This is a genomic window from Salipiger bermudensis, from assembly GCF_017309175.1.
In the GTDB taxonomy this organism is placed as follows: domain Bacteria; phylum Pseudomonadota; class Alphaproteobacteria; order Rhodobacterales; family Rhodobacteraceae; genus Salipiger; species Salipiger bermudensis.
On sequence record NZ_JAEKJV010000001.1, the window covers coordinates 31,091 to 46,246 of the forward strand.

Sequence of the window (15,156 nt, forward strand, 5' to 3'; positions counted from 1 at the left end):
GTCAGAAGTTGTGCACTTGTGGGCGCTAACCGCGCCGGAATTCCGGAAAATGGCAGAAAGGGCACCCCCGGGTGGGTGGGTTCCGTAGCGTAAGGCATCTCGAAGAGCGAAGTCAAATGTACCGGCGTCGGCTGCCAGGGTGGCGTTTTTGGCTGCAAAGTGCCGCTTTCGGTACCGGATCTCCCGTGTTGCCGGGGCTAGGCTTTCTCTCGCGTCTATGCGGTTGCAAGACGTGGTCGGACGCGGTTTAGTTTGACCCACAAGACAGCGGGGACAATCCGCGAGACATCAACGGGGAGCCGGATTTGCCAGTTACCGGGACAAGCGACGCGTTCGTCGCCTTTGAACGTGTTCAGAAAAGCTATGATGGCGAGACACTCGTCGTCAAAGACCTGAACCTCAACATGCCAAAGGGCGAGTTCCTGACCATGCTCGGGCCGTCCGGATCGGGCAAGACAACCTGCCTGATGATGCTGGCCGGGTTCGAGACCGCCACACATGGCGAGATCAAGCTCGACGGGGTCAGCATCAACAACATCCCGCCTCACAAGCGCGGCATCGGGATGGTCTTCCAGAACTACGCGCTCTTCCCCCACATGACCGTTGCCGAGAACCTGTCCTTCCCTCTGGAAGTGCGCAAGATCGGCAAGTCCGAGCGGGAGAAGAAGGTGATGCGCGCGCTCGACATGGTCGAGATGGGGGCCTTCGGGGGCCGCCGTCCGGCGCAGCTTTCGGGCGGTCAGCAGCAGCGGATCGCGCTGGCGCGCGCTCTGGTGTTCGAGCCCGAGCTGGTGCTCATGGACGAGCCGCTCGGCGCGCTCGACAAGCAGCTTCGCGAGAAGATGCAGTTCGAGATCACCGACCTGGCGCACCGTCTGGGCATCACCGTGGTCTACGTGACCCACGACCAGACCGAGGCGCTGACCATGTCGGACCGCGTCGCCGTGTTCGACGATGGCCGCATCCAGCAGCTGGCACCGCCAGACGAGCTTTACGAGGCGCCGCAGAACAGCTTCGTCGCGCAGTTCATCGGCGAGAACAACACGCTTGAGGGTGTGGTCAAGGAGATCAGCGGCGGTCGCTGCACGGTCCAGCTCGACGGTGGCGAGATGATCGACGCCATGCCGGTCAACGTCAGCAAGGTTGGCGAACGCACCCGCGTCTCGATCCGGCCCGAACGGGTCGAGGTCAATCCCGAGCTTGGCGAGGGTGCCCACGCGCTCAAGGCAAAGGTGAAGGAATTCATCTACATGGGCGATATTTTCCGGACGCGGCTGAGCGTCGCCGGCAACGAGGATTTCGTCATCAAGACGCGCAACCGCCCCGACCAGGTGCGGCTCAAGCCGGGCGAGGATGTCACCATCGGCTGGTTGCCCGAGGATTGCCGCGCGCTCGACGCGCAGTAGATTGTGAATTGCGGCCGCGGCGGATCTGCGGATCCTCGCCGCGGCGGCATTCTCCACGAGGTCGGTGCCGCAACCCGGGCGTCGTCCTCATAAAATGACGGGTTGAAAAGGGAGTTACCTATGAAACTGACCAAGACGCTTCTGGCCTCGACGGCGCTGACCGTGTCCGCCGGCGCGGTGGCTGCACAGGATATGGCCGACAGCATGACGCTTGTGTCCTGGGGCGGCGCTTACCAGCGCAGCCAGGACGAAGCTTATGTGAAGCCCTATCTCGAGATGCACCCGGACGTGAGCGTCTCGTGGGATGAGAGCTCGAACGAAGCCGTGGCGCGTCTGCGTGCCATGAACGAAGCCGGCAACATCACCTGGGATCTCGTCGACGTGGTGGCGGCCGACGCCATCCGCCTGTGCGACGAAGGCCTGGCGATGGAATACGACCCCGAGGACCTGCTCGCCGAAGGCGACGACGGCACCTCCGCCGAGGACGATTTCGGCGACCTGATCGTGTCCGACTGCTTCATCCCGCAGATCGTCTATTCGACCACCGTCGGCTACCGCACCGACCTCGTGGGCGACACCGCGCCGACCGACATCTGCGCGCTGTTCGACCTCGAGGCCTACCCGGGCAAGCGCGCTCTCGAGCGCCGTCCGATCAACAACATGGAGTGGGCGCTGTACTGTGACGGCGTCGCCAAGGACGAGATCTACGACGTTCTTGAGACCCCGGAAGGTCAGGACCGCGCGCTCGCCAAGCTCGACTCCATCAAGGACGAGACCGTGTGGTGGTCCGCCGGCGCCGACACGCCGCAGCTGCTCGCCGACGGCGAAGTCATCATGGGCTCGACCTACAACGGCCGTCTGTTCTCGGTGATCGAGGAGCAGGACCAGCCGGTGGGCATGCTCTGGGACATGCAGGTGTTCGACCTCGATGGCTGGATCATTCCGACCGGCCTCTCCGACGAGAGCCTCGCACGGGTGAAGGACTTCGTCATGTTCGCCACCGACACCCAGCGTCTGGCCGACCAGGCCAAGTACATCTCCTACGGTCCGGCGCGTCAGTCCTCGGCACCGCTGGTCGGAGAGCACGCGGAGCTCGGCATCGAAATGGCGCCGCACATGCCGACCGATCCGGCCAACGCGGAAAACACCCTGCTCTACAACTACGAGTTCTGGGCGGACTACCGCGATGACATCGACGCCAAGTTCCAGTCCTGGCTGGCGCAATAAGCGCTCCGGCTGATCTGACAGGGAAGGGGGCCGCCTGGCCCCCTTCCACCCTAGAAAATCAAATGCGCATCAAAGACGCAGATCCAACGGGGACCACATCCGCATGAGCGACGCCACAGGGCCAGACAAATTCGACGGGCCGACGCCAGACAATGCGCTGCGTCAGGCCAACAAGACCTCCGGCCCGATGCTGGCCGCCGACGGAAAACCGCTTAAGAAGAGCCTGTCGCGGGCGCTGCGGAGACAGAAGCTGCGGGCGTTGATGCTGATCGCGCCGCTGCTGATCTTCGTGCTGGTGTCCTTCATCGCGCCAATCGCAGACATGCTGTTCCGCTCGGTCGAGAACCAGATCGTCTCGGACACGATGCCGCGCACCACCGAGGTGCTGGGCGCGTGGGACGGGCAGGACCTGCCCCCCGAGGAGGCTTTCGAGGCCGCCTATTACGACCTGTATATCGCTGCCGAGCAGCGCATCCACACCCGCCTCGGCTCGCGTCTGAACTACGAGCTGACCGGCGCCTCCTCGCTGTTCCGCAAGTCGGGCCGCGGGCTCGACGACATCGGCGAGGTCTACCAGGACCAGTTTGAGGATCTCGACGAGAACTGGGACGAGCCGCTGCCCTGGATCGAGTTGATGGGCGATCCCGACTGGCTTGCCGAACAGCAGGAATGGGCGGCGGACGAAGAGGGCAGGCAGCCGCGTTTCGAGCTGCGGGAGGGCATCGACGAGATCCTGCCGCGCAGCGCCGCGCAATATGCCATCTTCGCCGACTTCACCCAGCGCGTGGAAGAGGACAACCTGCTCGAGGAAGAGCCCTGGTCGGCGGTACACACCGCCCTCTACCAAGATCTCGCATCCGGCGACGTGTCGTCCTATTCCGGTCCGCGCGCAGACATGCTTCAGGCCGCGGCCGCGCTCGTGGCCCGCCCCGAGTTCGAGACCGTCGCCTTCATTGACGGGTTCGAGGAGATCGACGAGGACTGGATCGAGCCGCCAATCTGGCGCACCATCAAGCTCTATAGCCCCAACTATACCTCGGGCTACTTCCTCAATTCGATCGACATGCAGCTGACGCCGGACGGCGCCGAGGCGCGACCCGAGAACGAGCAGATCTACATGCTGCTGTTCAAGCGCACGCTGTTCATGTCGCTGGTCATCACCCTCAGCTGCATCCTGCTGGGCTACCCGGTGGCCTACATCCTGTCGAACCTGCCGATGCGCACCGCCAACCTTCTGATGATCCTCGTGCTGCTGCCGTTCTGGACGTCGCTGCTGGTACGGACCTCGGCCTGGAAGGTGATGCTTCAGCAGCAGGGTGTGATCAACGACGTGCTGGTCTGGATCGGACTGGTGGCCGACGAGCAGCGCCTGACCATGATCAACAACCAGTTCGGCACCATCGTGGCCATGACCCACATCCTGCTGCCGTTCATGATCCTGCCGATGTACTCGGTGATGTCGACGATCCCGCCGTCCTACGTCCGGGCCGCGAAATCGCTCGGCGCCACCAACTGGACGACCTTCTGGCGGGTCTATTTCCCGCAGTCGATCCCGGGTATCGGGGCGGGCTCGATCCTCGTCTTCATCCTGTCGATCGGCTACTACATCACCCCCGAGATCGTCGGCGGCACCACCGGTACGTTCATTTCGAACCGGATCGCCTACCACATCTCGTCCTCGCTCAACTGGGGCCTCGCGGCCGCGCTGGGTACGATCCTGCTGGCGGTGGTCCTGCTGCTCTACTGGGCCTACGACCGCATCGTCGGCATCGACAACGTGAAGCTGGGGTAAGGCAATGAACGACGTGATCCTCACACCCGTGGAAGAGAAACCTCTCTCCTTCACCCTGCCGGTGCTCGCGGCGGCAGGGGCCTTCGCCGGCATCTTCGTCGGCGCGGCCAACGGCTCGAGCCTTCTGGGCATCGTGGCCGGCGCGATCATCATGGCCGCGATCGGCTTCCTTGCGGTCTCGGTTCTTGGCGAGAGCAAGGAAAAGCCCGCGCGCTGGGGGCTGATCGCGATCTTCGCGGCGGTCGGCTACGGTCTTGGCGGTCTGCCCGGCCTCGTGGTCGGCGCGCTCTTCGCGTGGTTCTTCGGCTGGTTCTCCTACTGGGTCGGCTTTGGCCGCTACCGCGAGAAGCTGGTGCCCTATCTCACCCCCGGGCAGGTGCTGTGGCACTATTCCTTCCGGGTGATCTGCGGCGCCATCTTCGTGTTCCTCATCACGCCGATCCTCGTGGTGATGCCGCTGTCGTTCAACGCCGAGGACTTCTTCACCTTCACCCCGGAGATGCTGCGCTTCGATCCGGAAGGCTACTCGCTGAAGCACTACCGCGACTTCCTGACCAACCCGGAATGGACCCGCGCGGTGAAGAACTCGCTTCTGATCGCGCCCGTGGCCACGCTGATCTCGGTCTCGCTCGGCACGCTGGCGGCCATCGGCCTGAGCCAGAGCCACGTGCCCGGCAAGCGCGCCATCATGGCGATCCTGATCTCGCCGATGATCGTGCCGCTGATCATCTCGGCCACCGGCATGTACTTCTTCTACTCGAAGATCGGCATCGTCGGCACCTACTGGGGCGTCGTGCTGGCGCATGCGGTGCTGGGCATTCCCTTCGTGATCATCACGGTGACCGCGACGCTGGTGGGCTTCGACCGCTCGCTGACCCGTGCCGCGGCCAACATGGGCGCCGATCCGGTCACCACCTTCTTCCGGGTGCAGATGCCGCTGATCCTGCCCGGCGTGATCTCGGGCGGTCTGTTCGCCTTCATCACCTCCTTCGACGAGGTCGTGGTGGTGCTGTTCATCGGTTCGGCCGAGCTGCAGACCCTGCCGTGGCAGATGTTCACCGGCCTGCGCGAGCAGATCTCGCCCACCATCCTCGCCGCGGCGACGATCCTCGTGGGCATCTCGATCCTGTTGCTGAGCACGGTCGAGCTGCTGCGCCGCCGCTCCGAACGGCTGCGTGGCATGAGCCCGGGCTGACCCGGGCACCAGCGACGAAAAATGCGGAACGCGGGCGTCAAAAGCGCCCGCGTTCAGCTTTTGGAAAGGGTGCTGCGTGCATGGTCGGGGCGATTGCGTCCTGAGGCACGAGGCACCGATGACCCAGCATGATTCCCAGCTCGTCACCCAAAGCCGCAGCGGCATGGGCGAGGTCCCGTTCGAGGCATCGTGCATGTTCTATTCCCGCACCGACGAGCGCGGGATCATCATCGAGGGCAACAGCATCTTCCGGCGTATCTCGGGCTTTGGCTGGGAGGAACTGAAAGGTGCGCCACACAAGCTCGTGCGCCATCCCGACATGCCCAAGGGCGTGTTTCACCTCTACTGGGATCGGCTGAAATCCGGCAAGGAGGTCGCCGCCTACGTCAAGAACAAGTCCAAGGACGGGCGCTACTACTGGGTGCTCGCGGTGGCCTGGCCGATCCCGGGGGGCTATCTCTCGGTGCGGATCAAGCCGCATACAGAGTTGTTCTCCACGGTGAAGGAGCTTTATGCCGATCTGCGCCACGCGGAACTCGAGGAGGGCGTTTCTGCCGCGCGCAGCGCGGAGACGCTGCTCGCCCGCCTGCCCGAGCTCGGCTACGAGGATTACGATGCCTACATGTCGGCGGCGCTCTCGCTCGAGCTCGAGGATCGCGCCAAGCGCAGCGGGCTGACGCTGGATCCGCAGCAGCAGCGTTTCCTTACCATGGTCCGCACCATCGCGCAGATCCGGGAAGAGACCGACCGCATGACCGAGATCATCAAGATGATCCGGACGGTGCCGATGAACATGCGTATCCTCGCCTCGCGGCTGGAGAATGCCGGCGGCCCGATCAGCGCGATTTCGGTCAATTACGGCTCCATGCTCGACGAGATGGCAAGCTGGGTGAAGGGATTCGTCGAGGGTAAGGACAGCACCTATGTCCGCATGCGAGAAACCATCGAGCGTGGCCAGTTCCTCGTCTGCGCGGCAATCATGCAGCGGGAGATGTCGTCACTCTTCGAGGAAGACATGAAGAGCGCGCCGGACATCACTGCACTGATCGAGGATCGCGACACCCTGCAGGCCGAGGCCAAGATGTTCCGCAAGAGCGCCGGAGAGGCGCTCAAGGTGGTCGAGAGCGAGGCGACCCGACTGGGCCGCAGTGTGCTCGACATGAAGCGCTACGTGACCGGGCTCAGCTCGACCCGGATGATGTGCAAGATCGAGAGCGCGGCGCTCAACGGCTCGGGCGATTCGCTGTCGGGGATCGTCGATCAGCTGGATGCCGGGCAGGACGAGATCGAAGCGCGGCTGGCCCGGATCGTCGAGCTGAACACCATCATCCAGTCCAACACCGCGATGCTGCGGGCGGTCACATGACGGCGGTGGGTGAGGGGATCAGGCGGGCCGCAGCCCGGTCTCGACCAGCATACCGCGGCGCTTGGCCTCGTAGTAGTAGCCCCGCGCGTACCACCCGATCGCCGCATCATGGCTGCCGTCAGACAGAAGCCATGCCCCACGCAGGTACTTCACCCCGTATTGCAGGTTGGTATCGGCGTTCAGCAGGTCAGACGGCGCGCCGCGGAAGCCCATGGTGCGGGCCGTCTGCGGCAGGATTTGCAGCAACCCGTAATAGGGGCCATTGCGGGCGGCCGGGTTATGGGTGCTCTCGCGGATGGCCAACCGGTGCACGAGCGCGCGCGGGACCTCGTAATGATCGGACCAGCGGTTGATCTGGGTGCGCAGCTGCGGCGTCTCGTTGGGATAGAGCGGCGGGTTGTGGTTGCGGGACACAGGCTCATCGCGGCGGGCGCCGCAGCCGGCAAGCCCGCCGAACAGCAGCACCATCATGGCACGGCGGGACAGACTCGGCATGGGACACCTCTCTTGTACGGGCTGATGTGTGATTAGCGCTTTGCGGCGGCCTTGCCCATCCTCGGGGCAGACGATGCGCGGCGCACCGCTCAACGCTGAGCGCTTGCATATTGTGGCGGCAGATCTCACCTTGGATGCATGACAAAGAGACTTCTCTCGCTCGGACATGGCTACTCGGCGCAGGCGCTGGCGCGTCAATTGCTGCCGCAGGGCTGGACGGTGATCGGCACCACCCGCGACCCGGCCAAGGCGGAGCGGTTCCGGGCAGAGGGCGTCGTGCCGCTGCTCTGGGATCGCATGGCCGTGGAAGAGGCGCTGGGGCGGGTGAGCCATGTGCTGATCTCCGCCGGGCCGGACAGTGACGGCGACCCGTCCTTGCGCCTTTGCGGCCCGGCCATGGCCGAACGCGCGGCACAGCTCGACTGGGTCGGATACCTCTCCACGACCGGTGTCTATGGCGACCATGGTGGCGGTTGGGTCGATGAGGACACCCCGCTGACGCCCGGCACGCGGCGCGGGGCGATGCGGCTGGCCGCCGAGGATGCCTGGCGGGCCATTCCCGATCTTCCGCTGCACATCTTTCGCCTTGCCGGCATCTACGGTCCCGGCCGCGGCCCCTTCGCCAAGGTGCGCGCCGGCACCGCGCGGCGCATCGTGAAGCCGGGGCAGGTGTTCTCGCGCATACACGTGGAGGACATCGCGCAGGTGCTCGAGGCCTCGATCCGCCAGCCCGATCCCGGCGCAATCTACAACCTCTGCGACGACGATCCGGCGCCGCCTCAGGAGGTCATCCTGCACGCCGCGGAGCTGCTCGGCGTCACGCCGCCGCCGGAAGAACCCTTCGAGAGCGCCGAGATGGGCGCCATGGCGCGCAGCTTCTATGCCGAGAGCAAGCGGGTCTCGAACCGCCGCATCAAGGAAGAGCTTGGTGTGAGGCTCTATTACCCGGATTACCGCGCCGGGCTCGCGGCGCTGCTGGCGGCAGAGGGCGATGCGGGCTGAGCGTTGTCCCGGCGTGGGGGAGTGGTAAGAGGGGAGGGGGCTCTGCCCCCTCTTGGCCTGCGGCCAATTCACCCCGAGGTATTTGTCGAACCAGAGAAGGTCGGAGTGTCCGCGGTCGGAAGGTCGAAGCGGGGCCAGCCAGTAAGGGGAGGCGCGCGACCGTCGTCGCGCGGGGGGCCTCAGTCGAACTTGCGCGAGGGGGCGAGCACCTTGGCCTCGCCGGCGAGCACCTTCTTGCCATCGACGGAGCAGTGGCAGTCGAGCGTGACGCGGCGCTTCGAATGGTCGATATCGACCACCTTGACCTCGGCATAGACCGTGTCGCCCGGCCGCACGGGGCCGAGGAACTTGAGAGTCTGGCCGAGATAGATCGTGCCGTGGCCGGGAAGCTGCTCGCCGATCACCGCCGAGATCAGCCCGGCGGTCAGCATGCCATGGGCGATGCGCCCCTCGAAGATCGTGTCATGGGCATAGGCGTCGTCGAGATGCACCGGGTTGCGGTCGGTGGAGACCTCGGCAAAGAGCTCGATGTCGCGGTCGGTCACCTGTTTGCGCAGGTGGCGGGTCATCCCCATCTCGATATCCTCGATGCAGATGGTTCCACGCGGGAAGTTATCGTACATCTCAGCCTCCATGATTTTCGGCCCGGTAACAAAGATGCGGCCAAAAACGCCGCTTGAGTAACTTTATTACTTTGCGGACGCAGAAAATCAAGGGCGTTTCGCCCGGTTTCGACCAAAGAACCGTGCGGCGCGACGTTGCACACGGCAAAAAGGGCGCGCCGTGCGATCGCGGCGCGCCCTTGTGTCTCGGGCCGGAAAGAGAGGGGCGCCTCAGCGCAGGAAGCCGATCGAGTAGGTCGGGGTCATGCCTTCCCTGGCGAGGAAGTCGAGAAGCGCCTCGGCGTGGGGTTGGGCTTCGGTGCGGGTTTCCTCGGCGGCGAGCCCGCCGGTGATGAACAGCGAATCGATGTCCTCGCCCAACGCGCCCTGGATGTCGGTGCGCACGCCGTCGCCGATGGCGAGGATGGCGCTGTCGCCGATCTCGGGGGCGATCTCGTGCAGGCGGCGGCGGGCGAGATCGTAGATCGGCGGGTGGGGCTTGCCGAAATAGAGGCTCTCGCCGCCCATCTCGGTGTAGAGCGCCGCCAGTGCGCCGGCGCACCACTCGCGGCGGTGCCCGCGATCCACGACGATGTCGGGGTTGGCGCAGAGCAGCTTGAGCCCCTTCTGCTTGGCGTAGAGAAACTGCGGTCGCATCTCGGCAGGATCGGCGCTGGAGTCGAACGGGCCGGTGCAGACGATGCCCTCGGCCTCTTCGAGCGGCACGCAGGTGACCTTGATCGGCTCCTTGATCAGGTGGAGCGGCTCGAAGAAGGTCTTCTCCTCCTCTATGCCGATGAAATAGACCTTCTCGCCCACCGTGCCCTGGAACATCGCGGCGCGGGCGCTGTCGCCGGAGGTGGCGATGGTGTCCCAGGCGTCGTCGGGCACGCCGAACTTCACCAGCTGCTTGGCGACCTCGACGCGGGTGCGCGGCGAGTTGGTCACCAGCACGACGATGCCGCCCGCCTTGCGGTAGGCCTGCAGCGCGGCGCAGGCCTCGGGATAGGCGGTGACGCCGTTATGGACGCAGCCCCAGAGGTCGACGAACAGCGCCTCGTAGTTCTGCGAGACGTCGGACAGGGCTTCGATGATCTGGGACATGGGTCACCTTATATGCATGTGCTCGGGTCGCGCCCTAGGTAGGCTGCGGGGGCGGGCTTGGCCAGTCCCGATGCCCTGTCAGAGCCGGGCGGTGAGACTGTAGCCGAAGCGGGCGGTCTCCTGGGGCGGCAGGCTCAGGCTGAAGGGGCGGTCGGCGATCTGCGCCGTAGCGCCGTGCGCGGCGGCCATGCCGTGCCAGGGCTCGACGCAGAGGAAGGGCGCGCCGGGCGGCTGCCAGAGCGCGAAGTTGGGCAGGTTGTCGAAGGCGAAGGCCAGCTCGGGGCCGCCGGGCACGCCGTAGGTGAGGCCGCGGCCCGCGCCTTCGGGGAAGATCATCGCGTCAGCCTCGAACTGCGCGGGGTCGAGCGTCAGCTGTCCCGCGGTGAAGGGTGAGGGCAGGCGCTCGGGCGGCAGCAGGCCATCGCGCAGCCGGGCCATGGCGGGCTCGGCGCCATTGTCGAGCCGGATCTCGTGGGGGCGGCTCTCGGCGCCGGGCAGGGGCCAGACAAAAGCCGGGTGGAAGCCGAAGCCGAAGGGCATGGGGCGGCTGTCGCGATTGGTGATCTCGACACTGACGGAGAGCGTGGCGCTCGCGAGCGCGTGCGTGACGGCGATCTCGAAGGCGAAAGGGTAGAGCGCGCGGGTCTCGTCGCTGTCCTGCAGCAGATGGCGGCAGGCGGTGTCGGAACGGCTTTCGAGCGCGAAAGTGCTGCGGCGGGCAAACCCGTGCTGGCGCATCTCGGCGTCGTGCGCGCCAACGGCGATGCGGTCATCGGCTGCCTTGCCGACGATGGGGAAGAGGATCGGGGCGCGGCCCTTCCACCAGGTCGGGTCGCCATGCCAGAGCAGGTCGGCGCCGGCGCTTGTCCGCAGGCTCTGCATCTCGGCGCCAAGCGGCGCGATGGTGGCGGTCAGGGCGTCGCTGGCGATCTGGATCGTGTCACAGGTCATTTCGGGCTCGTCTGGGGCGCTCTCATTGTCGGGCGAGCTTGTCTCAGCGCGGCCCGATTGACCAGAGCCTGTGGCAGGGTTGCATGGCAAGCCGATGACAGGGCACGAAAAAGGGGCGCCCCGGCAAGGGCGCCCCTCTGATCGCGTCACAAGGGAAGGGATCAGACCTTGAGGTTCGGGATGATCTGCTTCTTGCGGCTCATCACGCCCGGCAGCACCACGGTGTCGCCCTCGACGGTGGCGCCGAAGCTCTTCTCGGCCACGGTCTTGACCAGGTCGTTGGGGACCAGCAGCGTGGCCTCTTCCTTGATGATGTCGACCACGAAGAGCAGCACCTCGTCGACGCCATCCTCGGCGGCGACGGTCTTGAAGCTCTCCATCAGGCTGGCCTTGCGGTCGAGCGGGATCTCGGGCGCGGTGGTCTCGAGCACGGAGACGCGGAACTTGGTGCCGTCGACGGCATATTCCTTGCTGTCCATGCGGATCAGCTCGGCATCGGAGAAGGCCGAGACGTCGGACTTGGCGGCGAACATCTGGGCTGCAAACTCGGAGATGTCGAGGTCGAGATCGGCGGCCAGCGTCTCGGCCACGGCGCGGTCATGCGCGGTGGTGGTCGGCGAGCGGAATTCCAGAGTGTCCGACAGGATGCAGGTCAGCGCGGCGCCCTTGATGGCATCGGGCATCTTGGCCACGTCGCCGCCCATCAGGTCGACCATGATGGTTGCGGTGCAGGCCAGCGGGCGCACGGTGATGTCGATCGGACCCTTGGTCTCGAGGCCGCCGACCAGCTTGTGGTGGTCGATGATGCCGCGAATGTCCGCATCGTTGATCGAGGCGGGCAGCTCGGCGGGGTTGTTGGTGTCGACGATCACGACCGGCGCGTCGGCTTCGACATCCGCGATGATCTCGGGCTTGTCGAGGCCCCAGTGCTCGAGCATGAAGGCCGCTTCGGTGTTGGGCTCGCCCAGAAGCACGGGCTTGGCGCTCTCGCCCTTCACCTCGTTGAGGTACCACGACCAGATGATCGGGCTGCCGGTGCTGTCGGTGTCGGGGGATTTGTGGCCGAAAACCAGAGTGGTCATGGAAAATTAGCTCCTTGGGTGCGGATCGGAATTTGGCGCGGGTTATAGGTGGCGAGCGCCGTCTTGTCACCTGCGGAAATGCCGCGCCTGCAAAGGTGGCGCAAGCGTTTGCGCAACCAGTGGAACCCGTGCGCGGGAGGTCGCGTTGGTCACGCAAACGAGAGGATATGATCAAATGAACGCGATGACCCGCCCCGCCCAGATCGACGCCGCCCTTGACGTGCCGCCGGACCCGCGCCAGCCGATGAGCGCCACCCAGGAAGAGCGTCTGCGCGAACTTTCGGAACGGGCCGGTGAGCCTGTCCATACCGACCTGACGGTGCAGCAGGCCGAGCATCGGATCGAGCTGCTCGAAGCCGTGGTGTACTGAGCGGAATTCTCCCCCTACATAGGCCTTTACCGGTCAGGTCAGCCACGGCTCTGGGATGTCGTCATCCCTGTTCAGGGCTGTGACCCACTGGCTCTGAGGGGCTGTTTTTCCATCCTGTGGACGCGCCTCTTTGCCCGGGGCCGCGCGGACCCGGAGGCGATTTTCGTTTACGCCTCGCGCTACTCCTGCTATCCCGCTGGCGACTGATTGTTCAGTGTTAAACTACTTTTCGGGAGGAAGGCGGGTCATGTCGGACACCACACAGGAAAGTCTGCGCCAGGCGGCGCTGTTCTATCACGAGAACCCCAAGCCCGGGAAACTCGAGATCAGGGCGACCAAGCCCCTGGCGAACGGTCGCGACCTGAGCCGCGCCTATTCTCCCGGCGTCGCCGAGGCCTGCCTCGAGATCAAGGCCGACCCGGCCAACGCCGCGCGCTACACCGCCCGTGGCAACCTCGTGGCGGTGGTGTCGAACGGCACCGCGGTGCTGGGGCTCGGCAATATCGGCCCGCTGGCCTCCAAGCCGGTGATGGAGGGCAAGGCTGTCCTGTTCAAGAAATTCGCCAATATCGACTGCTTCGACATCGAGCTGAACCAGCCCGATCCCGAGAAGCTGGCCGAGATCGTCTGCGCCATGGAGCCGACCTTCGGCGCGATCAACCTCGAAGATATCAAGGCGCCGGACTGCTTCATCGTCGAGAAGATCTGCCGCGAGCGCATGAACATCCCCGTCTTCCATGACGACCAGCATGGCACGGCCATCGTCGTCGGCGCCGCGGCGTTCAACGCGCTGCACGTGGCGGGCAAGAATTTCGAGGATATCAAGATCGTCTCCACCGGCGGTGGCGCGGCGGGCATCGCCTGTCTCAACATGCTGCTCAAGCTCGGGGTGAAGCGCGAGAATGTCTGGCTCTGCGACATCCATGGCCTTGTGTACGAAGGTCGGGAAGAGGACATGAACCCGCAGAAGGCGGCGTTTGCGCAGAAGAGCGACAAGCGCACCCTCGACGAGGTGATCGACGGCGCCGACATGTTCCTCGGCCTCTCCGGTCCCGGCGTGCTCAAGCCCGAGCATGTGCAGCGCATGACCGCGCAGCCCATCGTCTTCGGCCTCGCCAACCCGACGCCCGAGATCATGCCGGACGCGGTGCGCGCGGTGGCACCGGACGCGATCATCGCCACCGGGCGCAGCGACTTCCCGAACCAGGTCAACAACGTCCTGTGTTTCCCGTTCATCTTCCGCGGCGCACTCGACGTCGGCGCGACCGAGATCAACGACGACATGGCCGTGGCCTGCGTCGAGGGTATCGCGGCGCTGGCGCGGGCCACCACCTCGGCCGAGGCGGCGGCGGCCTATCACGGCGAGCAGCTGACCTTCGGGCGCGACTACCTGATCCCCAAGCCCTTCGATCCGCGCCTGTCGGGCGTGGTGTCCTCGGCTGTGGCCAAGGCCGCGATGGAGTCGGGCGTGGCGACGCGCCCGCTCGAGGATCTGCAGGCCTACAAGGATCATCTCAACGCATCGGTGTTCAAGTCGGCGCTGCTCATGCGTCCGGTCTTCGAGGCCGCCCGCACCGCCTCGCGCTCCATCGTGTTCTCGGAAGGAGAGGACGAGCGCGTGCTGCGCGCCGCGCAGGCCATTCTCGAGGAGACCACCGAGCAGCCGATCCTGATCGGGCGTCCCGACGTGCTCGAGACCCGCTGTGAGCGCATGGGCCTCGAGATCCGTCCGGGCCGCGACTTCCACGTCGTCGACCCGAACAACGACCCGCGCTACCGAGAATACTGGGAGACCTATCACCGGCTCATGGCGCGCCGCGGGGTGACGCCGGACCTGGCCCGTGCCATCCTGCGCACCAACACCACCGCAATCGCCGCCATCATGGTGCATCGCGGCGAGGCCGACAGCATGATCTGCGGCACCTTCGGCGAGTATCGCTGGCACCTGAACTACATCAGCCAGGTGCTGGGCAACGAAGGTCACATGCCTCAGGGCGCGCTGTCGATGATGATCCTCGAGGACGGCCCGCTCTTCCTTGGCGACACGCAGGTCTGGACCGAGCCCTCTCCCGAGCAGATCGCCCAGACGGTGATCGGCGCCGCGCGCCACGTGCGCCGCTTCGGCCTGGCGCCAAAGATCGCGCTGTGCTCGCGCTCGCAATTCGGCAACCAGTCCGATGGGTCCGGTCCGCGCATCCGCGCCGCGCTCGATATCCTCGACAGCCAGCCGCGTGATTTCATGTACGAGGGCGAGATGCACGTGGACAGCGCGCTCGACCCCGAGCTGCGCGACCGCCTGATGCCGGAAAACCGGCTCGAGGGCGCGGCTAATGTGCTGATCTTCGCGCAGGCGGATGCGGCCAGCGGCGTGCGCAACATCCTGCGTCTCAAGGCGGGTGGTCTGGAGGTGGGGCCGATCCTCATGGGGCTCGGCAACCGGGCGCATATCGTGACCCCCTCGATCACCTCGCGCGGCCTGCTGAACATGGCGGCCATCGCCGGCACGCCGGTCGCCAGCTACGGCTGAGGCTGAAACGCGCGCCCCGGTGGGGGCCAGGGCGCGC

General features: G+C 65.6%; 13 protein-coding genes. 8 read left to right on the forward strand and 5 right to left on the reverse strand.

Annotated features, from left to right (window positions below):
- Positions 1-305 precede the first annotated feature (305 nt).
- The 5 genes from JF542_RS00145 (at position 306) to JF542_RS00165 (ending at position 6,986) form a co-directional block, all read left to right on the forward strand.
- Entirely contained in the window at positions 306-1,406 is a 1,101-nt protein-coding gene (locus JF542_RS00145) for an ABC transporter ATP-binding protein (RefSeq protein WP_207074310.1), read from the forward strand.
- Positions 1,407-1,526: 120 nt separating this feature from the next.
- Positions 1,527-2,633 carry an extracellular solute-binding protein gene (locus JF542_RS00150; RefSeq protein WP_007793065.1) on the forward strand — a complete coding sequence of 369 codons (1,107 nt, stop codon included), beginning with the start codon at positions 1,527-1,529 and terminating at the stop codon, positions 2,631-2,633.
- 103 nt (positions 2,634-2,736) lie between these two features.
- On the forward strand, positions 2,737-4,425 hold the full coding sequence (locus JF542_RS00155; RefSeq protein ID WP_207074311.1) for an ABC transporter permease: 1,689 nt from the start codon (positions 2,737-2,739) through the stop codon (positions 4,423-4,425).
- Between the two features lie 4 nt (positions 4,426-4,429).
- A complete protein-coding gene (locus JF542_RS00160; protein ID WP_007793052.1) occupies positions 4,430-5,620 on the forward strand; it encodes an ABC transporter permease in 1,191 nt (396 codons plus the stop codon).
- Positions 5,621-5,738: 118 nt separating this feature from the next.
- Entirely contained in the window at positions 5,739-6,986 is a 1,248-nt protein-coding gene (locus JF542_RS00165; RefSeq protein WP_007793050.1) for a PAS domain-containing protein, read from the forward strand.
- Positions 6,987-7,004: 18 nt separating this feature from the next.
- Here JF542_RS00165 and JF542_RS00170 read toward each other — a convergent pair whose 3' ends face one another.
- Positions 7,005-7,481, reverse strand: coding sequence for a lytic transglycosylase domain-containing protein (locus JF542_RS00170; RefSeq protein ID WP_007793048.1), 477 nt, complete (start codon positions 7,479-7,481; stop codon positions 7,005-7,007).
- Positions 7,482-7,619: 138 nt separating this feature from the next.
- On the opposite strand from JF542_RS00170, the gene JF542_RS00175 reads away from it, so the two are divergent.
- Positions 7,620-8,483, forward strand: coding sequence for an SDR family oxidoreductase (locus tag JF542_RS00175; protein ID WP_207074312.1), 864 nt, complete (start codon positions 7,620-7,622; stop codon positions 8,481-8,483).
- Positions 8,484-8,662: 179 nt separating this feature from the next.
- Here JF542_RS00175 and JF542_RS00180 read toward each other — a convergent pair whose 3' ends face one another.
- The 4 genes from JF542_RS00180 to JF542_RS00195 all read right to left on the reverse strand — a co-directional run bounded on the left by JF542_RS00180 (position 8,663) and on the right by JF542_RS00195 (position 12,222).
- The gene (locus JF542_RS00180) at positions 8,663-9,106 is read right to left on the reverse strand and encodes a MaoC family dehydratase (RefSeq protein ID WP_207074313.1); all 444 of its coding nucleotides are present in this window, start codon (positions 9,104-9,106) and stop codon (positions 8,663-8,665) included.
- Positions 9,107-9,316: 210 nt separating this feature from the next.
- Positions 9,317-10,189: a TIGR01459 family HAD-type hydrolase gene (locus JF542_RS00185; protein WP_007793040.1), complete on the reverse strand. Its 873-nt coding sequence runs from the start codon at positions 10,187-10,189 to the stop codon at positions 9,317-9,319.
- Between the two features lie 78 nt (positions 10,190-10,267).
- A complete protein-coding gene (locus tag JF542_RS00190) occupies positions 10,268-11,140 on the reverse strand; it encodes an aldose 1-epimerase family protein (protein ID WP_207074314.1) in 873 nt (290 codons plus the stop codon).
- Between the two features lie 161 nt (positions 11,141-11,301).
- The gene (locus JF542_RS00195) at positions 11,302-12,222 is read right to left on the reverse strand and encodes a manganese-dependent inorganic pyrophosphatase (RefSeq protein ID WP_007793035.1); all 921 of its coding nucleotides are present in this window, start codon (positions 12,220-12,222) and stop codon (positions 11,302-11,304) included.
- 175 nt (positions 12,223-12,397) lie between these two features.
- Here JF542_RS00195 and JF542_RS00200 point away from each other — a divergent pair, with 175 nt between their 5' ends.
- Together JF542_RS00200 and JF542_RS00205 are read left to right on the forward strand one after the other, a co-directional pair.
- Positions 12,398-12,592: a DUF3072 domain-containing protein gene (locus JF542_RS00200; protein ID WP_007793032.1), complete on the forward strand. Its 195-nt coding sequence runs from the start codon at positions 12,398-12,400 to the stop codon at positions 12,590-12,592.
- Between the two features lie 247 nt (positions 12,593-12,839).
- The gene (locus JF542_RS00205; RefSeq protein ID WP_207074315.1) at positions 12,840-15,119 is read left to right on the forward strand and encodes an NADP-dependent malic enzyme; all 2,280 of its coding nucleotides are present in this window, start codon (positions 12,840-12,842) and stop codon (positions 15,117-15,119) included.
- Positions 15,120-15,156 lie beyond the last annotated feature (37 nt).

Bases quoted from the DNA above. Each gene is read 5' to 3' on its own strand.
- JF542_RS00180 (WP_207074313.1), bottom strand. From the start codon at position 9,106: ATGTACGATAACTTCCCGCGTGGAACCATCTGCATCGAGGATATCGAG.
- JF542_RS00185 (WP_007793040.1), bottom strand. From the start codon at position 10,189: ATGTCCCAGATCATCGAAGCCCTGTCCGACGTCTCGCAGAACTACGAG.
- JF542_RS00190 (WP_207074314.1), bottom strand. From the start codon at position 11,140: ATGACCTGTGACACGATCCAGATCGCCAGCGACGCCCTGACCGCCACC.
- JF542_RS00155 (WP_207074311.1), top strand. From the start codon at position 2,737: ATGAGCGACGCCACAGGGCCAGACAAATTCGACGGGCCGACGCCAGAC.
- JF542_RS00205 (WP_207074315.1), top strand. From the start codon at position 12,840: ATGTCGGACACCACACAGGAAAGTCTGCGCCAGGCGGCGCTGTTCTAT.
- JF542_RS00150 (WP_007793065.1), top strand. From the start codon at position 1,527: ATGAAACTGACCAAGACGCTTCTGGCCTCGACGGCGCTGACCGTGTCC.
- JF542_RS00200 (WP_007793032.1), top strand. From the start codon at position 12,398: ATGAACGCGATGACCCGCCCCGCCCAGATCGACGCCGCCCTTGACGTG.
- JF542_RS00170 (WP_007793048.1), bottom strand. From the start codon at position 7,481: ATGCCGAGTCTGTCCCGCCGTGCCATGATGGTGCTGCTGTTCGGCGGG.
- JF542_RS00175 (WP_207074312.1), top strand. From the start codon at position 7,620: ATGACAAAGAGACTTCTCTCGCTCGGACATGGCTACTCGGCGCAGGCG.
- JF542_RS00195 (WP_007793035.1), bottom strand. From the start codon at position 12,222: ATGACCACTCTGGTTTTCGGCCACAAATCCCCCGACACCGACAGCACC.
- JF542_RS00165 (WP_007793050.1), top strand. From the start codon at position 5,739: ATGACCCAGCATGATTCCCAGCTCGTCACCCAAAGCCGCAGCGGCATG.
- JF542_RS00160 (WP_007793052.1), top strand. From the start codon at position 4,430: ATGAACGACGTGATCCTCACACCCGTGGAAGAGAAACCTCTCTCCTTC.